27 protein-coding genes are annotated in these 21,473 nt (G+C 56.7%); 17 read left to right on the forward strand and 10 right to left on the reverse strand.

From position 1 onward, the window contains the following. The 4 genes from B347_RS0116730 to B347_RS0116745 all read left to right on the forward strand — a co-directional run. Window positions 1–374 (forward strand): sigma-70 family RNA polymerase sigma factor (locus B347_RS0116730; protein WP_019410840.1); only part of this gene is annotated, 374 nt, incomplete at its 5' end. Beyond that, the gene (locus B347_RS0116735) at window positions 371–1,336 is read left to right on the forward strand and encodes a FecR domain-containing protein (protein ID WP_019410841.1); all 966 of its coding nucleotides are present in this window, start codon (window positions 371–373) and stop codon (window positions 1,334–1,336) included. The genes B347_RS0116730 and B347_RS0116735, both read left to right, overlap by 4 nt. Window positions 1,337–1,472: 136 nt before the next feature. Continuing rightward, on the forward strand, window positions 1,473–3,803 hold the full coding sequence (fecA, locus tag B347_RS0116740; RefSeq protein WP_019410842.1) for a TonB-dependent Fe(3+) dicitrate receptor FecA: 2,331 nt from the start codon (window positions 1,473–1,475) through the stop codon (window positions 3,801–3,803). Between the two features lie 209 nt (window positions 3,804–4,012). Further along, window positions 4,013–4,438, forward strand: coding sequence for an HPF/RaiA family ribosome-associated protein (locus tag B347_RS0116745; protein ID WP_026014247.1), 426 nt, complete (start codon window positions 4,013–4,015; stop codon window positions 4,436–4,438). A 73-nt stretch (window positions 4,439–4,511) separates the two neighbouring features. Here B347_RS0116745 and B347_RS0116750 read toward each other — a convergent pair whose 3' ends face one another. Then, on the reverse strand, window positions 4,512–5,012 hold the full coding sequence (locus B347_RS0116750; protein ID WP_019410844.1) for a phosphate-starvation-inducible protein PsiE: 501 nt from the start codon (window positions 5,010–5,012) through the stop codon (window positions 4,512–4,514). A gap of 235 nt (window positions 5,013–5,247) precedes the next feature. On the opposite strand from B347_RS0116750, the gene B347_RS0116755 reads away from it, so the two are divergent. The 3 genes from B347_RS0116755 to B347_RS25120 all read left to right on the forward strand — a co-directional run bounded on the left by B347_RS0116755 (window position 5,248) and on the right by B347_RS25120 (window position 6,623). Next, the gene (locus B347_RS0116755; protein WP_019410845.1) at window positions 5,248–5,505 is read left to right on the forward strand and encodes a YebG family protein; all 258 of its coding nucleotides are present in this window, start codon (window positions 5,248–5,250) and stop codon (window positions 5,503–5,505) included. 77 nt (window positions 5,506–5,582) lie between these two features. Continuing rightward, window positions 5,583–6,158 (forward strand): NAD(P)H-dependent oxidoreductase, encoded by a 576-nt coding sequence (locus B347_RS0116760; RefSeq protein WP_019410846.1) that lies wholly within the window; start codon window positions 5,583–5,585, stop codon window positions 6,156–6,158. Window positions 6,159–6,194: 36 nt separating this feature from the next. After that, window positions 6,195–6,623, forward strand: a complete 429-nt coding sequence (locus tag B347_RS25120) for a MerR family transcriptional regulator (protein ID WP_019410847.1) — start codon at window positions 6,195–6,197, stop codon at window positions 6,621–6,623. A 9-nt stretch (window positions 6,624–6,632) separates the two neighbouring features. On the opposite strand, the gene B347_RS0116770 is transcribed toward B347_RS25120, so the two are convergent. From B347_RS0116770 to hmgA, 4 genes are all read right to left on the reverse strand, one after another. Next, the gene (locus B347_RS0116770; protein WP_019410848.1) at window positions 6,633–7,658 is read right to left on the reverse strand and encodes a Leu/Phe/Val dehydrogenase; all 1,026 of its coding nucleotides are present in this window, start codon (window positions 7,656–7,658) and stop codon (window positions 6,633–6,635) included. Between the two features lie 163 nt (window positions 7,659–7,821). Then, window positions 7,822–8,448, reverse strand: a complete 627-nt coding sequence (gene maiA, locus B347_RS0116775) for a maleylacetoacetate isomerase (protein WP_019410849.1) — start codon at window positions 8,446–8,448, stop codon at window positions 7,822–7,824. A gap of 12 nt (window positions 8,449–8,460) precedes the next feature. Then, on the reverse strand, window positions 8,461–9,765 hold the full coding sequence (fahA, locus tag B347_RS0116780; RefSeq protein WP_019410850.1) for a fumarylacetoacetase: 1,305 nt from the start codon (window positions 9,763–9,765) through the stop codon (window positions 8,461–8,463). 3 nt (window positions 9,766–9,768) lie between these two features. Then, on the reverse strand, window positions 9,769–11,073 hold the full coding sequence (gene hmgA / locus B347_RS0116785) for a homogentisate 1,2-dioxygenase (protein ID WP_019410851.1): 1,305 nt from the start codon (window positions 11,071–11,073) through the stop codon (window positions 9,769–9,771). Between the two features lie 162 nt (window positions 11,074–11,235). Between hmgA and B347_RS0116790 the strand changes: the two genes are divergently transcribed. Beyond that, window positions 11,236–12,030, forward strand: a complete 795-nt coding sequence (locus B347_RS0116790; protein WP_019410852.1) for an IclR family transcriptional regulator — start codon at window positions 11,236–11,238, stop codon at window positions 12,028–12,030. 394 nt (window positions 12,031–12,424) lie between these two features. On the opposite strand, the gene B347_RS0116795 is transcribed toward B347_RS0116790, so the two are convergent. Continuing rightward, entirely contained in the window at window positions 12,425–13,111 is a 687-nt protein-coding gene (locus B347_RS0116795; RefSeq protein ID WP_019410853.1) for an LrgB family protein, read from the reverse strand. Then, window positions 13,101–13,487 (reverse strand): CidA/LrgA family protein, encoded by a 387-nt coding sequence (locus tag B347_RS0116800; protein WP_019410854.1) that lies wholly within the window; start codon window positions 13,485–13,487, stop codon window positions 13,101–13,103. The genes B347_RS0116795 and B347_RS0116800 overlap by 11 nt, the downstream gene beginning before the upstream one ends. A gap of 99 nt (window positions 13,488–13,586) precedes the next feature. Between B347_RS0116800 and B347_RS0116805 the strand changes: the two genes are divergently transcribed. Beyond that, complete coding sequence (locus B347_RS0116805; protein ID WP_019410855.1) at window positions 13,587–14,483, forward strand: LysR family transcriptional regulator; 897 nt, start codon at window positions 13,587–13,589, stop codon at window positions 14,481–14,483. On the opposite strand, the gene B347_RS0116810 is transcribed toward B347_RS0116805, so the two are convergent. Continuing rightward, window positions 14,464–14,925 carry a flavodoxin gene (locus B347_RS0116810; protein WP_019410856.1) on the reverse strand — a complete coding sequence of 154 codons (462 nt, stop codon included), beginning with the start codon at window positions 14,923–14,925 and terminating at the stop codon, window positions 14,464–14,466. The two genes, B347_RS0116805 and B347_RS0116810, sit on opposite strands and share 20 nt — an antisense overlap. A 134-nt stretch (window positions 14,926–15,059) precedes the next feature. Here B347_RS0116810 and B347_RS0116815 point away from each other — a divergent pair, with 134 nt between their 5' ends. Next, on the forward strand, window positions 15,060–15,533 hold the full coding sequence (locus B347_RS0116815; RefSeq protein WP_019410857.1) for a PAS domain-containing protein: 474 nt from the start codon (window positions 15,060–15,062) through the stop codon (window positions 15,531–15,533). A 47-nt stretch (window positions 15,534–15,580) separates the two neighbouring features. Further along, window positions 15,581–16,186 carry a hypothetical protein gene (locus tag B347_RS0116820; protein ID WP_019410858.1) on the forward strand — a complete coding sequence of 202 codons (606 nt, stop codon included), beginning with the start codon at window positions 15,581–15,583 and terminating at the stop codon, window positions 16,184–16,186. A gap of 5 nt (window positions 16,187–16,191) precedes the next feature. On the opposite strand, the gene B347_RS0116825 is transcribed toward B347_RS0116820, so the two are convergent. Beyond that, the gene (locus B347_RS0116825; protein ID WP_026014248.1) at window positions 16,192–17,139 is read right to left on the reverse strand and encodes a MerR family transcriptional regulator; all 948 of its coding nucleotides are present in this window, start codon (window positions 17,137–17,139) and stop codon (window positions 16,192–16,194) included. A gap of 199 nt (window positions 17,140–17,338) precedes the next feature. Between B347_RS0116825 and B347_RS0116830 the strand changes: the two genes are divergently transcribed. The 6 genes from B347_RS0116830 to B347_RS0116855 all read left to right on the forward strand — a co-directional run bounded on the left by B347_RS0116830 (window position 17,339) and on the right by B347_RS0116855 (window position 20,414). Further along, window positions 17,339–17,908, forward strand: coding sequence for an antibiotic biosynthesis monooxygenase (locus B347_RS0116830; RefSeq protein ID WP_019410860.1), 570 nt, complete (start codon window positions 17,339–17,341; stop codon window positions 17,906–17,908). Between the two features lie 95 nt (window positions 17,909–18,003). Next, entirely contained in the window at window positions 18,004–18,714 is a 711-nt protein-coding gene (gene folM, locus B347_RS0116835) for a dihydromonapterin reductase (protein WP_019410861.1), read from the forward strand. Window positions 18,715–18,737: 23 nt separating this feature from the next. Then, window positions 18,738–19,301: a GTP cyclohydrolase I FolE gene (gene folE / locus B347_RS0116840; protein WP_019410862.1), complete on the forward strand. Its 564-nt coding sequence runs from the start codon at window positions 18,738–18,740 to the stop codon at window positions 19,299–19,301. Next, window positions 19,301–19,672 carry a dihydroneopterin triphosphate 2'-epimerase gene (gene folX / locus B347_RS0116845; RefSeq protein ID WP_019410863.1) on the forward strand — a complete coding sequence of 124 codons (372 nt, stop codon included), beginning with the start codon at window positions 19,301–19,303 and terminating at the stop codon, window positions 19,670–19,672. The genes folE and folX overlap by 1 nt, the downstream gene beginning before the upstream one ends. Before the next feature lie 111 nt (window positions 19,673–19,783). Further along, complete coding sequence (locus B347_RS0116850) at window positions 19,784–20,080, forward strand: DUF1244 domain-containing protein (RefSeq protein ID WP_019410864.1); 297 nt, start codon at window positions 19,784–19,786, stop codon at window positions 20,078–20,080. After that, on the forward strand, window positions 20,073–20,414 hold the full coding sequence (locus B347_RS0116855; RefSeq protein ID WP_019410865.1) for a HopJ type III effector protein: 342 nt from the start codon (window positions 20,073–20,075) through the stop codon (window positions 20,412–20,414). The genes B347_RS0116850 and B347_RS0116855 overlap by 8 nt, the downstream gene beginning before the upstream one ends. Window positions 20,415–20,500: 86 nt before the next feature. Here the strand turns inward: B347_RS0116855 and trxB are convergent, their stop codons facing one another. Next, window positions 20,501–21,466, reverse strand: coding sequence for a thioredoxin-disulfide reductase (trxB, locus tag B347_RS0116860; RefSeq protein ID WP_019410866.1), 966 nt, complete (start codon window positions 21,464–21,466; stop codon window positions 20,501–20,503). Window positions 21,467–21,473: the final 7 nt, after the last annotated feature.

Consider the following 21,473-nt stretch of genomic DNA (forward strand, 5'->3'; position numbering starts at 1 on the left):
CCTTCATGCGGCTGTTGATCAGCCGCGAAACACCCACCCTTGCCGAGCCTCGGGCGTTCTTGACCGTCGTCGCCAAGCGCGTGCTGTTTAATCACTATCGGCGCCAGGATCTGGAGCGCGCGTACTTGCAGGCACTGGCTGATCTGCCCGAGGCGCTGGTGCCGTCCGAAGAAGACAAGGCCATCATCCTGCAAACCCTGATGGCGCTGGACCAACTGCTGGACGGCCTGCCCTCCCCGGTCAAGCGGGCCTTTTTGCTGGCGCAGGTCGATGGCCTGAGCTACGCCGAAATCAGCGCTCAATTGGGCATATCGATTGCCACGGTCAAACGCCATTTGAATAAGGCAGCCCTGCGCTGCTACTTCGCCCTGTGAACGGCGCTTTTAATAACCCGCCGGACATTGCGCCGGGCGTTGCCGAGCAAGCGGTGAGTTGGCTGGTCGAAATGCAGGACGGCGCCCTCAACCCGCGTCGTCAGCAAGCTTGGGAGTATTGGCTACAGGCCCACAGCGAACACCAGCGCGCGTGGGAGCACATTCAGCGGGTTAATCAGCGCTTGCGCGGGTTGTCCTCGCCTTTGGCCCACGCGGCACTGAACGCGCCCAAAAGCAGCAGTCGCCGTCATGCCCTCAAGGTGCTGTTGTCGTTGGGTGTGGGCTCTGCATTGACTTACGGCCTGCGCGATCAACTGCCGATCACCCCGCTGCTGGCCGATTACAGCAGCCCGTTGGGTCAGCGACGTAACGTGCAGTTACAGGATGGAAGCCAACTCCAGCTCAACACCGCAAGCTCGGTCGATGTGCGATTTGACGCCCAGCGGCGGGTCATTCGCTTGCTCGAAGGCGAGATGCACCTGACCGCCGCACAAGAAAACCGGCCCCTGCAAATTCTCACCGCTGACGGCATGTTGCAGCCGCAGGGTGCGCGCTTGAACGTGCGCCAATTTAGCAACCGCACAGAACTGGCGGTGCTTGATGGCCGAGTCGCGCTCACACCAACGGCCCACATAGGAAACCCGCTATGGGTACAGGCCCATCAACAATTGAGCTTCAATCGCCAGGCTTGGAGCCCTGCGCACGTGCTGGATGCCAATAGCAGCGCCTGGACTGACGGCATGCTGGTGGCCGCGCACATGCGCCTTGAAGACTTTCTCGCCGAGTTGGGACGCTATCGCCGTGGCCAGCTTAATTGCGACCTGAAAGCCGCTGAACTGCTGATCTCCGGCACTTACCCGGTGAACGACAGCGAGCGGATTCTAAACATGCTCGAAGTCAGCTTACCGGTGCGGGTCAAACGCTTAACCCGGTACTGGGTGACAGTCGAGGCGCGGGCGTAGCGACGATAAACCCTCTGCAGGAGCAAGCCCGCTCCTACAAAGCGAATATTTATTTTCAAGCATGTGAGCTGTTTTCAAGTCTGGCGTGACAGAGAAGGTAAGCCACTTCGATTCTCTCCCTTCTCAGGACCTTTTCATGCCCGCTCAGCCGCTCCGTCTTACGTCCTTGGCCAGTTTGTTACTGGGTGCCAGTTTAAGTTTCAACGCCGTTGCCCAAACAGATACCAAGAGCTATCACATCGCGCCCTCTTCACTGGAAAACGCGTTGAATCAATTCGGACGTGAAGCGGGTGTGCTAATTTCGTTCAGCTCGGCTGCCGCCAGCGGCATTCAAAGCCATGGCCTGGAAGGTAACTTCAACCCCGAGCAAGGCTTGCAAGCGTTGCTCGAAGGCACCGGCCTGCAAGCCCGCGCTGAAGGTCAGGGCGCGTTCAGCCTGCAACCGGCATCCACCGCCAACGCCCCGCAAAGCATTGAGTTGGGCACCTCCAGCGTGGTCGGTGACTGGCTGGGCGACGCCGCACAAACCAATGTCTTCGAGCATCCGGGCGCACGTGACGTAATCCGCCGCGAAGATTTCGAACGCCAGGGCGCCACAACAGCCCGCGAAGTGCTCAACCGCATCCCTGGTGTCAACGCCCCGGAAAACAACGGGACCGGCAGCCATGACATGGCGCTCAACTTCGGCATACGCGGGCTAAACCCGCGCTTGGCCACGCGCTCGACGGTGTTGATGGACGGCATTCCAGTGCCCTTCGCTCCCTACGGTCAACCGCAACTCTCTTTCGCTCCGGTAAGCATGGGCAACATGGACGCTGTAGACGTGGTGCGCGGCGGCGGTGCGGTGCGTTATGGCCCGCAAAACGTCGGCGGTGTGGTCAACTTTGTGACCCGTGCGATTCCCGATGAACCGACCGTCAAGGCGGGTTTCCAGACCGAAATCAGCCCGTCGTCAACACAAGATGGTTTCAAGAAAACCGCCAATTTGCTGGCCGGTGGCACCGCCGACAATGGCCTGGGCGGCGCCCTGCTGTACTCCGGCACCCGCGGTGGCGACTGGCGCGAGCACAGCGACACGCGCATCGATGACCTGATCCTTAAAGGCAACTATCAACTCGACGACGCCAACAGCTTTAACGCCATGGCCCAGTACTACGATGGTGAAGCCCAAATGCCTGGTGGCCTGAGCACGGCGGCCTACAAAGCCGATCCGTACCAATCGACCCGCCCGAACGACAAATTCTGGGGCCGTCGCACGCTGGTCAACATGGGTTATCGCTACCAAGAAGACCGCCGCGAGTTCACGGTGAATAGCTTCTTCACCAAAACCCTGCGCAGCGGCTATCTGGATCAAGGCACCTTCCTCTCGCTTTCACCGCGCGAATACTGGGTGCGCGGGCTTGAAACGCGCCTGGCCCAAGGCTTTGACGTGGGCACTACCAGCCACGAAGTCGGTGTGGGTTACCGCTACATCAACGAGGCCGGGCATGAGCTGCGCTACCGTACGCCGATTGCGGCCAACGAACTGCCAACCAGCAGCAGCCGTAACGACCGCGACACCCGTGGTGCTACCGAAGCCAACGCGTTTTTTATCGACGACAAAATCGACATCGGCAAGTGGACATTCACCCCTGGCATTCGCTACGAAATGATCAAACAGCAGCAAACCAACCTGCTGAGCAACGTCAAATACAAAGGCGACTACAACACCCCACTGCCCGCGCTGAACATTCTTTACCACGCGACAGACACCTGGAATATCTATGCCAATACCGAGGGTTCGTTCGGCAGTGTGCAGTACAGCCAGATGCCGAATCGGGTCAACGGCGACGAAGTCAAACCAGAAAAAGCCCGCACGTGGGAACTCGGCACGCGCTACGACAATGGCAACCTGCGCGCGGAGATCGGCGCATTTTTGATCAACTTCAACAACCAATACGACAGCAACCAGACCAACGACACTGTGATCGCCCGTGGCAAAACCCGTCACCAAGGCATCGAAGCCAGCATCAATTACGCGCTCGAAGGCGTGAGCCCGGTTCTGGCGGGTTTCGACGTGTACGCCACCTACGCCTATGTTGACGCGACTATCCGCGAAGACGGGCCGAACAAAGGCAATCGCGTGCCGTTCTCCTCGAAAAATAAAGGTAGCCTGGGTGTCGCTTACACCGAAGGCGCATGGAAGGCCAATCTGGACAGCACCTTCCAGACCAACCAGTTTGCCGACAACGCCAACACCCGCGCCGAAAGCGCTGACGGCAGCACCGGGCTCATCCCCGGCTACATGCTGTTCAACACCCGCGTGGGCTACGATTTTGGGCATCAGTTGTCCGACCTGAACGTGGCTGTCGGGGTCAAAAATATTCTCAACCACGAGTACTACACTCGCTCGTTTGACGACAACAACAAGGGTAAATACGTGGGCGAACCTCGTACTTTGTATGTCCAGACCTCTGTTGCATTTTGATATAAATCGGCCATGGCCCGCGCATGCGGGCTTTTGTCCCTGCCAAAGACTGACGCGGATCAGAGCCAATGATTTTTCTAGAAAAAAGTGCTTGAAATATTTGCTCATCGGCACAAACACTGTAGGTGAGCGCTGACGATGAACCTTTGAGTCGCGAGGCCGTCAGAACTCACACGAGCACGCTAGATAAGGGAAGCATTATGCAAACTCTGCAAACTGAAGTCTTTTCCGATAAAAACATCGCTGTTGACGCACGCACCCAGAATTGGGTGACAGCTACAGTTGAAGTTACGCTCGAGCATTACTTGGAAGACCTTACTCGAGTCATCGTGCATGTCACCGATGAGAATGGCGGCAAGTCCGGTCCAAAAGACAAACGCTGCAAAATGGAGGCTCGTCCAAAAGGTCACCAACCGATTCTGGTGTCCCACGACGCTAATGAACTAACACTCGCCGTTGAAGGCGCTGCGACCAAACTGGAGCACGCCCTGGAGCATTTGTTCGGCAAGCTGCGTGGCAAACACACCCCAAAACTGGCCGTTGAAGGGTTTGAAGAGAAAGAGCACAAAACCAGTGCCGACGCCTTGCTCGAAGAAGAGTTTCTGGAAAAAGAACAGGCCGCACTCAATAGCTGACTCAGCGCCCAAGGCGCACAAAAAAAAGGGCGGACTTACTTCGGTAAGCCCGCCCTTTTTTGTGGGCGTGGGATTACAACTCGCCCTTCTCCACTTCAGGGTGTTCACCAGAACCGGCACCGGTCTTGCGGTGCGGGTTCTCGATTTTCACAGACGGGAACTGCGATGACGCATAGCGCACCACCAGAATCGCAAACGCCAACAACAGAATCGCCCCCGTCAGGTACACCACGCCCATGTCCGGCGGGTTGTGGTGCGACACATTGGAAATCAGCAAGCGGGTCAGTGCCGTGATCGCCACGTAAATCAGGAAACGCACGGGCATGTGGTTGGTCTTGAAATAAATCCCGACCATCGCGCCCAGTTCGAGGTAGATAAATAGCAGCAAGATGTCATCGATGGAGATGTTGCCCTTCTCCACCATCTGCAAAAATTCCATTACCGCCGCCCAGGCAGTGACAGCGCCAATGGCGAACAACGCCAAGTAATGGAAGGTTTCAACGAACAAATTGCCCATCGATTCGGCCAGTTCATGTACCCGGCGACGTAGCTTCTCAGCCTTGTTTACTCTCACGATGCAGCTCCTTGAATCGATTCAAACGGATCATCCGCGATGAACGTGACGCTTTTTACATGCAGAAAAAAGGCCAGCCACCGCCAGTGAGAAGGTGGCCAGCCGCGATTAGACACGTCACGTGCACTAGAGTAAAAAGTCACTATTCAAAGCCCGGCGATTGGCTTATGCTTTTCGCTGTATATAAATACAGTAATCGCAAGATAACTTATCGTGAAGGCATATGAGGTGGTAAATGGCCGTCGAAGTGGTATACCGCAGCAGCCGAGATCTGGAGCGTTTGTTCATGGATAAAGCCGAAGCTGACCGTCATGACAAAATGCTGGAGCTGGCCGAATTGCTCGCTGAAGTGTTGCAAAAAGCTGTGCCGTCTCTGAGCGAGCAGCAAGTCGAAGAAGCCGGTATCTACATGGCGAAAAACCGCGATGTATTTGCAAAGGCATTCAAGAGCCAACCGGACGCCCTGTCCGAGTTGCTGGTCGACAGCGAGTAATCCTCCACGTGCTCGCTTGACTCTCCCCCTTGGGGCAGCGTCTATCTTGAAAGGCCCTTTTTCAGATTGGCGGAACGATGAGCAAGCGAGTACTGGTGATTCTGGGTCATCCCTCTACGAACAGCTTCTGCGGCGCTTTGGCAGACAGCTATGTCGAGGCGGCCAAACACGCTAGCCGTGAGGTAAGGGTGCTGCGACTGGGCACACTGCATTTCGATCCGGTGCTGCACGAGGGTTACAACCAGATCCAGACGCTGGAACCTGACTTGCTCAAGGCCCAAGCCGATATCAGTTGGGCTGAGCATCTGGTGTTTGTATTCCCCATTTGGTGGGGCGGGATTCCTGCCCTGATGAAAGGCTTTCTCGACCGCACCTTCCTGCCCGGTTTTGCCTTTAAGTACCGACCCGGCAAGGCCTTCCCCGACAAACTCCTGAAAGGTCGCAGCGCACACCTGCTGGTAACGATGGACACCCCTCCGTGGTACTACAAATGGGTGTACCGCATGCCGGGGTTGCATCAAATGCGCAAAACCACGCTGGCGTTTTGTGGTATCAAGCCATTGGCCACCCTAACCTTCGGCCCGCTACTAAACTCAACGACCACACAACGGGACAGGTGGCTCCAGCAAGCCAAGACGCTCGCCAGCCGGTGAACCTTCACGGCATGCGCGGCCCTAAAAGGACTTTTAATGTACATCGGCAAAGCCGCCCAGTTGTCGGGCACGACCGTCAAAAGCATCCGTCACTATGAAGAAATAGGCTTATTGCAGGCTCCACAGCGACGTGGCAACTACCGTGTCTATTCGCAGCAATGTGTTGAGTTGCTGATGTTCATCAAGTGCGCGCAACAGTTGGGTTTCAAGCTCAAAGAAATGCAGGCGATTGTGCAAAATCACCGAGGGCAACCATTGCCGTGGGCGGTGGTCAGCAACGCCATCGAGGCCAAAAAACAGTCTGTGACGCGTCAGATCGAGGCTCTGCAACAGGTGCATGCCGGGTTGGTTGAGTTTGAAAACAATTATCGCGAAAGCTGGCAAGTGCATCCTGTTGAAGCTGCCGACGGCTGCGATCTTTTAAGCGATCAAAAGATCGCGAGCAAGCTCGCTCCAACGGGGTAGGTCAGCCTTTTAATCTTGGGGATACAACAAGCGCTTGGCCAATTCATCCGAGACCCGGGCCGGTGAGCGTTTTTCCGCTTGGGCGTGGGCGTAGATGCCGGTTAGGCGTTCGCTGATGCGCAGTAAGAGTTGATTGATCACTTCTGGCTGCGCCCCTTGATGGGTTAGGGCCATGTAGATCAATCCACCCGAATTAATGACGTAATCGGGCGCGTACAGGATGCCCCGGCGCTCAAGCTGGTCGGCGACTTGCAGGTTGGTCAGTTGGTTATTGGCACACCCGGCAACTGCCGAACAGCGCAGTTGCGCGACGCTGTGCCAGTTCAGCACGCCGCCTAGGCCGCACGGCGCCAAGATGTCACACGGTGTACTGAGCAAGGCTTCGCACGCCACCGGATGAGCCCCCAACTGCTCCATAGCCAAGCGCACCTTGCCGGCGTCTGTGTCGCACACCAGCAATTCAGCCCCAGCGGCATGCAGTTGCTCTGCCAGGGCAAATCCTACCTTGCCCAACCCCTGAATCGCGACCCGCAGACCTTCGAGGTTGTCGCTGCCGAGGCGCGACGACGCGGTGCTGCGAATCCCAGCGAACACGCCCATGGCGGTATGCGCTGAAGGGTCGCCAGCTGCCGTGGTGCTAGTGACGTGCTGGGTATATTGGGCGATGCAGTCCATGTCGGCAGTCGAGGTGCCGCTGTCAATTGCCGTGATATAGCGACCGTCGAGTTGTTCGACACAACGGCCGAACGCTTCAAACAGCGCAGCGCGACTCTCAACATGCGGCGCACGCATGATCACCGCCTTCGCCCCACCTACCGACAAACCGGCCAGTGCGGCTTTATAGCTCATGTCTTGGGCTAAACGGATGGCGTCGTTCACCGCACTTTCGTCGTTGGGATACGCCAAATAACGACAACCGCCCAATGCCGGGCCGAGGCGACTGCTATGAATAGCAATCACGGCCTTGAGCCCTGTGACAGGGTCAACGCTGAGGTGCAGCGACTCCACATGAGCGCTTTGCATGAGAGCAAACATGAACCAGCCCTCGATCGGTGACAGGTAACCGCCAGTATAGGCCGTGACAGAAAAGTCGTTGAAGAGCGCAGGAATAAGTTACATAGGTTTGAGACATACGGGCTGACCTTTAATGGTCAAACACACCCCCCGTAAAAGCGGGGGTTGTGCCCACCCTCAGAAATCAGTGGGTATCTGGCTGATTGGCCGGATGCGCCTTGATAAAGGCCGGGTGCTGTTTTGCCAATGCCGCCACACGCGCAATTCGCGGATACGCCGCCAGCGACACATTGAACCGCTCTGCGGCGTACAACTGCGGGATCACGTACACATCCGCCAACCCAGGCTCAAGGCCAAAGCAATAACCGCTATCGCCAATCAGTTGCTCAATGGCCGCCAGACCTTGGGCGATCCAATGTCCGATCCACTGCGCTACCTGCTCTTCGTCCTGGCCCAATTGGCGCAGTTGGTTAAGCACACTGACGTTGTGCAACGGGTGAATATCACACGCCACCAAGGCCGCAACCGCCCGTTCGTGAGCTCGGGTCACCAGTGTGTTGGACAACAGCGGCACCGCCGGGAAGCGCTCTTCGAGGTACTCGATGATCGCCGGCGATTGAATCAACACGCTGCCGTCATCGGTGCGCAAGGTCGGTACGCGGCCTTGCGGGTTGATAGCCTGATACACCGGCTGACGGTGCTCGCCCTTGAGCAGATTGATCGGCACAACCTGGTAATCCAGGCCTTTGAGCGCCAGCGCAATTCGCACTCGGTACGAGGACGTTGAACGGTAGTAGGCAAAGAGTTCCATAGCTCGCTCCCGTTAGCGCGCAGCGATGACCTTGCCTCGGCATTCGCCGAAACCAATAGAGGCGTAACCTTCACGCGTACAGCGGGCGCGTAGGATGATTTCGTCACCGTCTTCGAGGAATTTACGCACCTCCCCCGACGCCAATTCAATTGGATGTTTACCGCCTTCGGTAATTTCTAGCAGGCTGCCCAACTGTGAGCGATCGGGCCCTGACAAGGTGCCCGAACCGAATAGGTCGCCCGACTGCAACTGGCAACCGTTAACGCTGTGGTGAGCCACCAACTGCGCGGCAGTCCAGTACATGTTCAGGCTATTGCTCAGGCCCAAACGGTGCGCAGGCAGGTTTTGTTCGCGCATCGACTCGGTCAACAGCAACACTTCCAGCTCGATGTCCAATGCGCCACTGGCTTGATCCTGGGGATCCAGCAGGTAGGCCAGCGGCTGAGGATCACCTTCTGGGCGAGCTGGTTGAGCACGGCGGAACGGCTCCAGCGCTTCGGCCGTCACCACCCACGGCGAAATGCTGGTAATAAAGCTTTTAGACAAAAACGGCCCCAGTGGCTGGTATTCCCACGCTTGAATATCCCGCGCCGACCAGTCATTGAGCAGGCAAAAACCGGCGATGTGTTCGCCCGCTTCGCTAACGGGAATCGCATCGCCCATGTCATTACCCTGACCCACCCAGATACCCAGTTCCAATTCATAGTCCAAACGGGCACAAGGGCCGAAGCTCGGCTCGGTCTGGCCTGCTGGCAAGGTTTGACCTTTGGGACGCCGCACGTCGGCACCCGACGGGCGAATGGTCGACGCGCGGCCGTGATAACCAATGGGCACGTACTTATAGTTCGGCAGTAATGGATTATCGGGACGGAACAATTTGCCGACATTTTTTGCGTGTTCGATACCGACATAAAAGTCGGTGTAGTCGCCGATTTTGGCAGGCAGATGCAGATCACAATCGGTCGCCAGTGGCAGCAGTTTTACGCCTTGGGCTTCAATTCTTCCACGCAAGGTACTGCCTTCGCTCAGCAGTTCCAACAAGCGCTCACGTAGGGCGACGCGAGCCGTTTTGCCCAGCGCAAAAAAAGCGTTCAACGAACCGCCCAACGAGGCTTCGACCGCGACTTTGGCGTGCCCTTCAAACAAGCCGGCCGCCAGCGCGGCTTCCAGATCAAAGATGTGCTCGCCAATCGCAACGCCACTGCGCGGGGCAGAGCCTTGGAGGCTGAAGATGCCCAGCGGCAGGTTTTGCAGTGGGAAATCTCGGTGCCCGTTAGCGGAGGCGATCCAGCTCAGGGTTAATGCGGACTGGGTCATGGGTTATCTCCGATTCGGGGTAAAGGTCGAGGGCAGTGAAGCCCAGCACGCGTCGTAATTAGGTTGCAGTTGCGGGCATTGGAGTGCGAACTGGCTCGGACGCAGCACTTGGCTGGTCTCAAACATAAAGGCCATGGTGTTATCGATTTTGCTCGGTTGCAGATCGGCAGCGATGGCTTTGGTGCAGGTTTCGGCATCCGGGCCATGCGCGCTCATGCAACTGTGCAGCGACGCTCCGCCGGGCAAAAAACCCTCGGCTTTGGCGTCATAACTGCCCTGGATCAGGCCCATGAACTCGTTCATCAGATTGCGATGGAACCACGGCGGGCGGAAGGTGTTTTCTGCCACCATCCAGCGCGGCGGGAAGATCACGAAATCGAGATTGGCCAAACCCGGCACGCTGCTGGGCGAGGTCAGAACGGTGAAAATGGATGGGTCGGGATGGTCAAAGCTGACCGTGCCGATGGTGTTGAAACGGCGCAAATCATATTTGTACGGCACATTGTTGCCATGCCATGCGACCACGTTCAGGGGCGAGTGATCCAGCTCGCAGCCCCACAGTTCGCCGAGAAACTTTTGCACCAGGGTAACCGGCTGCTGCGTGTCTTCGTAGTGCGCGGTTGGGGTCAAAAAATCACGCGGATTGGCCAGGCCATTGCTGCCAATCGGCCCTAAGTCCGGCAGGCGTAGCGGCGCACCATGGTTTTCAGCGATGTAGCCACGCGCCTGCGCGTCGAGCAGTTCAACGCGGAACTTTAGCCCACGCGGGATAACCGCAATTTCCAAAGGCTCAAGGTCAAAACGCCCCAGCTCCGTGGCAATGCGCAAGCGCCCCTGTTCCGGCACCAGCAATAGCTCGCCATCGGCATTAAAAAACACGCGCTGCATCGAGGTGTTGGCGCGGTAGCTGTAAATGCTGATGCCTGCGGGTTTTTCCGAGCTGCTATTGGCGACCATGCCAACCAGACCGTCGATAAAGTCGGTAGGTTCGACAGGAATCGGCAGAGGGTTCCAGCGCAAGCGATTGGGCGTCACCGGCCCCAGCGGACCGCCGGCCAATTGGCGTTCGAGCTTTTTAAACGCTGGGTGATTGGCCGACGGCTTGATGCGGTACATCCACGTGCGCCGAGACTCGCTGCGCGCCATGGTGAATGCCGTGCCGGATAACAACTCGGCGTACAGGCCATAAGGGACTTTTTGTGGGGAGTTTTGCCCAACTGGCAAAGCGCCGGGCAGCGCTTCACTGCTGAATTCATTGCCAAACCCGGATTGATACGCGAGATCAGGCAAAGACGAGTCGAGGTTCATGGAGCCTCCAGCGTGGAGAAAACAGTGGACTCACTCGGCGCTATAACCACCGGCGTGTCACTGCGTTATTTTTATCGTAATCGAATTACGCATAACGTAATTTGATTGGTATTAAGCGTCAAGCTATAAAGACGCCCATTCGTCCCGAGAACCCGCGCCTCCATGGAAAAGCCCCGCAGCAACACTGACAGCACTGGCAAACAGAAAGTGCGCTCCGCCGAAGTCGGCACCGACATCCTCAAGGCCTTGGCCGAGCTGTCGCCATCGACCTCTTTGTCGCGCTTGGCCGAGCACGTACAAATGCCCGCGAGTAAGGTGCATCGTTACTTGCAGGCGCTGATTGCCAGTGGGTTTGCCGAGCAAAATGCCGCCACCAACCATTACGGTCTGGGCCGCGAGGCGTTGCGCGTGGGCTTGGCCGCGCTCAATAGCATGGATGTGCTGAAAGTCGCCGCTCAACCCTTGGCTGATTTACGTGATGACTTGAACGAAACCTGCTTTTTGGCTGTGTGGGGCAATCAGGGGGCGACCGTGGTACAGATTGAGGCCGCGGTGCGGGCGGTGACTGTGGTCACCAAATTGGGTTCGGTGCTGCCGCTATTGAGTTCGTCGACCGGGTTGGTGTTCAACGCCTTTTTACCCGACCGCGAAACTGCCGAGTTGCGTGAGCAAGAGTTAAAGACCGATCAATTGCACCCGCTGCAAACAGCCGAAGCCTATGCCGCCATCAGCGAGCAGATCCGCAGTCGAGGTTTGCATTTTGTGCATGGCTTATTGATGCCAGGCGTCGATGCCCTGTCAGCCCCCGTGTTTGAGGCCACCGGCAAAGTCGCCGGCGTGCTGACCGTGGTCGGCCCTACCTCGCTGTTTCATGCCGATGAACATGGGCCAGCAGCACAGCGCTTGCTGGCTGCGGCCCACGCCATCAGTTGGCGCATGGGTTATCAGCCAACTTAAATCGGCGCCTAACCCTGCTTGAGCAAACACCCATTGGGGGCTATCACGTCGTGCACGGTGTTGATGTTCAAGGTGTCGCCGTCTGGGCCAAAGGGCTTAGCTGTCACAGCCTTGACCTAGAGCGCTACAAGCCTTGGAGCACTGTTGCCCATGTTGTAAAAGAGATTGTCGTAAACCGGGCTTACTCCCTAACGGTCAAGACCTTATTCTTGCCGCACTTGCCAAGCACACAGGCCTTGGACAAGCCCAGGGCATTGAGTCAATTGACTCTGCTCTCCCCGGTTTACCCTGACGTTGATTTGTAGCTCCTTGATGAACGTCTTCTTTGGCCGCTGTCTTACAGCGGCCTTTTTTATACCCGCGATTTGATGTTTCACAGCGGCTACAAAAAACGTTAAAGCATCAGTGTCAGTAAAGGGGCGGCAAACAAATTAAGTACCCCGGTCAGCACCATCACCAAACCAGCCACCGAACCTTCTTCATTACCGACCTCACGCGCACGACTGACACCCGCACCGTGGGCGCCGACTGCAAACAGCGCCCCGCGCGCCAAGCTACTGCGCAATGGCAACCACTTGAGCAAGATGCCGCCCATCAGCGCACCAAAGACCCCGGTAAACATCACGAACACGGCGGTGAGATTCGGTACGCCGCCCAGACTTTGCGCCAGCGGCATGGCAAACGGCGTGGTGATTGAACGCGGCACCAGTGACAAAGTCAGTGAAGCATCAAGCGCCAGCACCCTGGCCAGCCAGAACGAACTGCCAATCGACGCCACGCTGCCCGCCAGCATGCCCAATAACAAGGCCAACCAATGCTGCGCGAGCAATTGGCGTTGCTGCCAGATGGGCACGGCGAAGGCCACGGTCACCGGGCCAAGTACCAGCATCAACCAATGGGTATCTCTGGAGTATTCGGCGTAGGCAGTGTTCAGCGGCACGGCCACCGCCAACAACAAGGCCGGTACCAGAATCAGCGGCGACAACAAGTAACGCCCGGTGCGCTGATATAACCAGCGGCTCAAACCATACGTCGCCAACGTGAGCGCCAGCCAGAACATGGGCATCCACTCAAGCGTCATGGCGCAACCTCCAGCGGCAGACAGCTTCGACGGTAAACGCGGTGACCACCATGACCAACAAGGTGCTGATGCCGATGACCAGCAGAATGCGCCAACCGTCATCGCGAAGCAGCGCCCCGTAATCCAGCAAACTCATCAGCGCGGGGATAAAAAACAACAGCATCTCGGCCATCAATACGCCTGCACCCAGTTGCAGGGCCGCAGGCTTGACCCAACCCAAGGCGAACGCCAGCAGCAACAGCGACATGCCAATCACGCCGCCCGGTATGGGCAAATGCCAGCCTGTTGCGATCTGGCAGCCCAGAAAATAAATGGCTAGCAATACGGCGATTTCACTGACTAGCCGTCCCGCGCGTTTTACATCCAAGCGTTTCATGTTGTTTCCACTCCAGACAGGGCTTCAGTGTAAAGAGGCACCTTCCATCCCGAAAACGAATTGTTAGACTAAGCGCCATTCCAAATAGGAATCACGCCAATGGAATTCAAACAACTGCGTACGTTCGTTGAAGTGGCACGCCACGGTGGCTTCACCCCTGCCGCGCAATACCTGCACATCAGCCAGTCGGCGGTGAGCAAACAAGTCGCGCAACTAGAGCAAAGCCTCGGCACGTTCCTGTTCGACCGACTGGGCTCCCATGTTCGCCTGACAGCAGCCGGCAACGTGGTCTTGCAGCGTGCCGAAGACATGCTGCGGCTACACAATGAATTGTTGAGTGAACTCGACGACTTGAGCCATTTAACCCGTGGCGAATTAAAATTGGGCCTGCCGCTGCTGGGCAGTGATGCGCTGTTTGCCAACCTGTTTGCCGAGTACCGGCGCCGTTATCCGAACATTCAGGTGCAATTACTCGAAGGCGGCAGTTTGAATATTGAACAGGCGGTCTTGAGTGGCGAACTGGAGTTGGGGGGGAGCCTCACGCCGAAGAACAGCGCGTTCGCCTATCAACCTTTTTGCGATGAACCACTCGATGCTTTGCTCCCGGCTGCTCACCCACTGGCTGAAAGCGCCAGCGTGCGTTTGGAGCAACTGGCAGAAACGCCCTTTTTGCTCTACCAACGCAGCTTTGTACTTAACGATCGTGTCCTTCTGGCCTGCCAACAAATGGGGTTCACTCCCAAGGAAGGCGGTCGCAGCGGCCAAGCGGACTTTTTAGTGGCCTTGGTGGCCGCCGGACAAGGTGTGGTACTGCTGCCCAGCGTAGTCGCTCGCGGTCTGATACGACCTGGCGTTGTACGCTTGAAGCTCATTGCACCGGACTATTTGCGTTGGGATATTGCATTCATCTGGCGCGAAGGTGCGTATTTGTCACGCGCAGCTCAAGCCTGGCTGGAGCTGCTGCGTGAGCAACCGGTTACTGAGTCAGGACGTTGATAAAGTCTTCAACCCACGGCTCGCAATCGGTTTCCGGGCTGACCGTTTCGCTGGCATCCAGGCGCAACATGGGCTGTACTTCGTGCACGCCCAATTCACCGAACAGTTCGCGTATCTGTTCACCGCCACCGCAGAAAGTATCGCCATAACTCGCATCACCCAAAGCGATTACGCCGCCAGGAAGACCGCGCCATGCGGCAGGAAGCGTGTCTTTAATTGCGCTGTACAAGGGCTGCAAGTTGTCAGGCAATTCGCCCATGCCGGTGGTGGACGTAACAGCCAAAAAGGCCTCTGGCGCGAAGGCCTGAACTTGCGCCAGCGTGGGGTTATTGCGCGAATTGAGCAAAACCTCAAAACCGGCATCGATCAGCAGTTGTTTGACATGGAGAGCGACTTCTTCAGCGCTGCCGTACACCGAGCCGGAAAGGATGGCGACTTTCATCAATCTGATCCTGTAACTGACTAAAAGGCCGGGATATTAACAGGTGAGACATCGCTTTCGGTGATAGCACGTAGACAGCTTGTCACGATGTCTTAAAATGCCGCGACTTTGCCGCACTTCTGGAGCGCTACTCGATGATCAATGCCCACTTGCTACAACGCATGGTTAACGCATCCCAAGATGGCATCGTGGTCGCCGAACAGGAAGGTGAAGACAACATTCTGATCTACGTTAACCCGGCGTTCGAAGCGCTGACCGGATACAGCAGCGACGACATTCTGTATCAAGATTGCCGTTTTTTGCAGGCTGGAGACCGCGATCAAATCGGGCTTCAGTTGATCCGTGAAGCGATTGCCAGTGGGAAACCAACACGTCAGGTGCTGCGCAACTACCGTAAGGACGGCTCACATTTCTGGAACGAGCTCTCTATTACGCCAGTCTTCAACGACAGCGATAAACTGACCTACTTTATTGGTGTGCAAAAGGACGTCACGCAGCAAGTCAAATCACAGCACAAAGTCGCGCAATTAGAGGCAGAACTGGCCGCTGTGAAGCAAGAATTGGACGCGTTGAAAGCGACAAATGGCTTTGGCCAAAAGCCAAATTGAAGGTCTAGACTCAACCCTGCTTTTTAAGCAAATGATCGAGCACGATTATGTCGCATGACGGTCTTCTGACTCAGGACGAGTTGGACTTCATCCAGTTAATGCATCAAAACCCACTGTTCAATCAGCGGGAAGTTTCGTCAAGTCTGACCGTGAGTGGCGTGTCGCACATTCGTGACCTGCTGACACGTTTGGCCGCGCACGAACAAGTCACCCTCCAAGCGCAATTTGCCAATCAGAAAATGAGTTTTCCGCTGAGCCTGATTGAAGACGAATTTCACACCCAGCATCTACAACTGGGCGTACCGAGCATTTTCGAAGAAGGGCCAAAGATTCGGCCTTGGCGACTGACGTTAGAAGAACCGGTGGCGCTGGAAAATATTCGGTCACGCCCTGGACACCTGTGGGTCACTGAAGTGTCGTTCAAGGGTTTACTGATTGAGGTGCGCAACAACAGCCGCCCGCCCCGTCAATTTTCCCAATGGTTCAGCCCAACAGGGTATGAGCGAATTGCTGTGCGCGGCACGCTGGAACAGAAAACCCGGTCAGGGTTTTATGCTTACCGCCTTAACCAAAGGGACAAAGAAGAAACCGAACGCTTGCGCCAGTTTATTTTGCAACAGCATCGCCTGGCCCATCCGACACTGCACGCCTGAGCCACTCAGCGCACTGCCGCGCCCTTAAGTTCCGTGTCCAGACGCTGATTCATCAACCCGACTTCGCTGCCCAGACAAGCAATGGATGTACGGGCCAGCGCCTCTTGCGCCACATCCGCAGCCTCACCTGCCAGCGCCATCGAACAGTTCAGGCTCTGAGCCAATCGCGTCAATCGTCGGTGCTGCGCTGCTCCCATTACATGCTGAGCAAACAGCACGACGGCCTGCGGCTGAATCTTCTCGCAAATCAACGACAGCTCATCCAGCGGCTGGCCCATGGCCAATACCCGGACCACGCGGTCACTGCGGCTCAACAACAACCCCGCGACCAGTAACTCCAGCTCACGGCATGATTCAGGCAACGCCACCAGCAATACACAAGGCCGGGCATCTGTCGGCTGCATGTGCAGGCGGTGTTGCACACGCCCGCGCAAAAAGCCATCAAGCAACAACCATTCGCTGGTGCGCCCAAACTCATCTTGCACCTTCAACAGCCGATGCCAGAGCGGCAAGAAAATGTCCTGAAACACGACTCCAGGTGGGTAACTGGAGAAAATCTGACCGTACAAACGCTCAAGCTCTGACTCATTGAATGCACTCAGCGCACTCTGAATACGTGCCTGCAATTGCGCATATTCGTTGGATTTAGCGTCTTGCAGCTGGGTGTCAGTCGGTGTTGCGCGGGCGAGCAACTCGGCAACCTTACTGACCGCAACCCCGCGCTCTAGCCAGCCCATGACCTGACGCACTGCCTCAATATCGCTCATGGTGTACAAACGATGCCCACTTTCGGTGCGCGTTGGCTGTATCAGGCCATAGCGACGCTCCCAAGCGCGCAGGGTAATCGGATTGATCCCTGTGAGCCGGGCAACGTCTCTGATCGGATACAAACCCTTCGGTTCAGGGCGATCAGCAATCTTCGTGACGGGCTCAATATCAGTAATCACGGGCATCAGGAGGGCCAGGGTCATGGACGAAAGAAGGATTCTACGCTTCATGCCCCCACAATCGTAAACCTGTACCCGCTGGCGCAAAGGCTATACGGCAAGAGAGGAACAATCCTTGCCTGTCTTTCAGCACACAGCCCACCACCCCGGCGCTGTGTTTTGTGATTGCCCTATCCGGGCAACACCCGCCACATGGAGATACACAATGTCTGCCTCCCCTGTCACCTTGATGGTCGCGCGTCGCGTCGCCAAAGGCCGTTATCAGGAACTGATTGCCTGGTTGCACGAAGGCGAACAATTAGCCACCGACTTCCCCGGTTATCTGGGCTCCGGCGTCTTGGCCCCGCCCCCCGGCGATGATGAGTTTCAGATTATTTTCCGCTTTGCCGACGAATCCACTCTGCACGCCTGGGAACACTCAGTTTCACGCAAGTCCTGGCTGCAACGCGGCGGACACTTATTCGCCAACCCGTCAGAACATCGAGTCCGTGGCATTGATGGCTGGTTTGGTGCCGTAGGGCAACGTCCGCCACGCTGGAAACAAGCCGTAGCGATCTGGCTGGCATTCTTTCCGGTGTCGCTGTTGTTCAACGTTGTATTAGGCCCCTTGCTGGGCGAGTTGAGTTTGCTACCACGGGTACTTGTCAGCACCTTGGCTCTGACACCGCTGATGGTTTATCTGTTTATTCCGCTTTCGACGCATTTGCTCGCGGGATGGCTGCACAGCGCGCCCACAAAACCCTTGCGTAGCACAGTCACACCTCATCGCAGTTAAAGGATCGTCAGGGGCTTGGCCGTTACGTTGCGGACGCTGGTATAGTTTTGCCATTACGCCGCGACCGTTTCCGGCCTTTCTGTCACGAGCCCGACATGCCGACTTCTTCAGCCCCAATCCTGATCACTGGCGCAGGCCAGCGCATTGGTCTGCATTGCGCTAGGCAACTGCTGGCTGACGGTTATCCCGTGATCATCAGTTATCGCAGTGAAAAACCCGGCGTTCAGGCTTTGCGCGAATTAGGCGCGACCACCTTGTTTGCCGATTTTTCGAGCGAAAGCGGTATTCTCGATTTCATTGAGCGGCTTAAAAGCCATACCGACAGTTTGCGGGCAATCGTCCACAATGCGTCGGCGTGGCTGGCTGAAACGCCAGAGACCGAAACCAGCGCGTTTAGCCAAATGTTCAGCGTACACATGCTCGCCCCGTACCTGATCAATCTGCATTGCAGCGAATTGCTGGCGCGCTCAAGCCCGGCAGACATCATTCACATCAGCGACGATGTCACGCGCAAAGGAAGCAGCAAGCACATCGCGTATTGCGCCACCAAAGCCGGGCTCGACAGCCTAACATTGTCATTCGCAGCTAAACTGGCGCCCCATATCAAGGTCAACGGCATCGCCCCGGCCTTGCTGATGTTTAACCCCGACGATGACGCGGCGTATCGCGCCAAAGCCTTGTCCAAGTCAGCACTGGGCATCGAACCCGGCGCCGAGGTGATCTACCAAAGCCTGCGCTACCTGCTGGATAACCCATACGTGACCGGCACCACCCTGACCGTCAACGGCGGACGGCACCTTAAATAAGTCGTTCGCGAGGAAGTATTTTCATGAGCACATCATTGCCTGAGCATTACCGCGAGATCCTGGTCGGCCTCGGTGAAAACCCTGAGCGCGAAGGCCTGCTCGATACCCCAAAACGCGCAGCCAAAGCCATGCAGTATCTGTGTCATGGCTATGGCCAGAGTGTGGAAGAGATCGTCAACGGCGCTTTGTTTGCCTCAGACAGTGACGAAATGGTGATCGTCGCAGACATCGAGCTTTACTCGCTGTGCGAACACCACCTGCTGCCGTTTATTGGCAAAGCACATGTGGCTTACATCCCGACCGGCAAAGTACTGGGGCTGTCGAAAGTGGCCCGCATCGTCGACATGTTTGCCCGTCGCCTGCAAATCCAAGAAAACCTCACCCGCGAAATCGCCGACGCGATCCAGAACATTACCCAGGCGGCTGGCGTGGCGGTGGTGATCGAGGCCAAGCATATGTGCATGATGATGCGCGGCGTAGAAAAACAGAATTCAACCATGAACACCTCGGTCATGCTCGGCGCGTTTCGCGACTCAAGCAGCACACGCATGGAGTTCCTGCAATTGATTGGACGGAGCAAGTCGTAATGCCACAACTTCAGTCGGGAATGGCCCGTATCCGCGTGAAAGACCTGTGCCTGCGCACATTTATCGGCATCAATGAGGACGAAATCCTCAACAAGCAAGATGTGTTGATCAACCTCACCATCCTGTATGCCGCGCAAGAAGCTGTGCGTGATAACGATATCGATCACGCCCTGAACTACCGAACCATTACCAAAGCGGTGATTCAGCACGTTGAAGAAAACCGCTTCGCCCTGCTTGAGCGCCTGACCCAGGAACTGCTGGATCTGGTGATGAGCAACACCGCGGTACTGTATGCCGAAGTCGAAGTCGATAAGCCGCATGCTTTGCGCTTTGCCGAATCAGTGTCAATTACGCTAGCGGCTAGCCGCTAAGCTTTAAGCGGTTAGCGGCAAGTGAGAAGCGGATCTGCCTTGGCTTGCAGCTTGAAACTTGTAGCTTTTAGCTGCGTCAGCCCCCCTTTTTCAAATCCAGCGAGAATTCCAATGACGCCCCAAGAACGCCTTGAACTTGAAGCCGCAGCCTTTCGCCGCCTCGTTGCGCATCTGGACAGCCGCAAAGACGTGCAGAACATTGACCTGATGAACCTCTCGGGTTTCTGCCGTAATTGCCTGTCCAAGTGGTACAAGGCCGCAGCGGATGAACGTCAGATCGAGATCAGCCTCGATGACGCTCGTGAAGTGGTGTACGGCATGCCGTACACCGAATGGAAATCTCAATACCAGAAAGAAGCCAGCGCCGAACAAACGGCGGCGTTTGCCAAAGGAAAACAGCATGACTGACTTGAACACCCTGCGCGCCAGCCTCAACAGTGGCGAACACGTATTCGCTGACACGCTGGCGTTTATCGCTGCGCATTACGATTACCAGCCGCAGGCGTTTAACAACGGCGGCGTCGAAAGCGCGGCCGGGCAGAACGAAGGCTCGTGCAAAACCTTGGGCCTAGCACTGCTCGAAGGCCTGAGCGATCAAGAGGCCCTGTTGGCGTTCGGCGAGCATTACCGTTCGGTTCTGGCAACGCCAGAAGGTACTGACCACGGCAACATCCGCGCCTTGAACAAGCACGGCTTGGCCGGGGTTAAATTCGAAGCCCAGCCGCTGACGCGCAAGGCTTAAAAATAAAGCCTTATGGGAGCGAGATTGCCTCGCGATCTTTGCGCAAAAAAAAACCGGCCGAAGCCGGTTTTTTTAGGCGCTGCAAATCACTTGAACTCAGCGTTCTGCAGGCCGTCCAGGTAACGTTCAGTGTCCAGTGCCGCCATGCAACCGGCGCCGGCCGAGGTGATGGCTTGACGGTACACGTGGTCGGCCACGTCGCCCGCAGCAAACACGCCTTCGATGCTGGTCGCAGTGGCGTTGCCTTCACGGCCACCCTGCACCACCATGTAGCCGTCTTTGAGCTCCAACTGGCCTTCGAACAGCGAGGTGTTCGGGGTGTGGCCGATGGCGATAAACACGCCGTCCACTTTGATCTCGTCAAAGCTGCCGTCGTTGTTTTTCAGGCGAGCGCCAGTCACGCCCATGTTGTCGCCCAACACTTCATCCAGCGTCGAGTTCAACTTGAATTCGATCTTGCCTTCAGCCACACGGGCATTCAGTTTGTCGATCAGGATTTTCTCAGCACGGAACGTCTCACGGCGGTGAACCAGAGTCACTTTGCTGGCGATGTTGGCCAGGTACAGCGCCTCTTCAACCGCCGTGTTACCGCCGCCTACAACGGCAACCGGTTTGTTGCGGTAAAAGAAACCGTCACAGGTCGCACAGGCCGAAACACCTTTGCCCATGAATGCTTCTTCAGACGGCAGGCCCAGGTAACGTGCGCTGGCGCCGGTCGCGATAATCAGCGCGTCGCAGGTGAAGGTGCCGCTATCGCCAGTCAGGGTGAACGGTTTATTTTTCAGATCAACAGCGTTGATGTGATCAAACACGATCTCGGTTTCAAAACGCTCGGCGTGTTCGCGCATGCGCTCCATCAACGCTGGACCGGTCAGACCGTGCACGTCGCCTGGCCAGTTGTCGACTTCAGTGGTGGTAGTCAGTTGACCGCCCGCCTGCATGCCTGTGATCAGCAGTGGTTTGAGGTTAGCGCGGGCAGCATAAACCGCGGCGCTGTAACCGGCAGGGCCAGAACCCAGAATAATCACACGCGAATGACGTACTTCAGACATGACTCAC

The sequence above is a fragment of the Pseudomonas psychrophila HA-4 genome, from assembly GCF_000282975.1.
In the GTDB taxonomy this organism is placed as follows: Bacteria; Pseudomonadota; Gammaproteobacteria; order Pseudomonadales; family Pseudomonadaceae; genus Aquipseudomonas; species Aquipseudomonas psychrophila_A.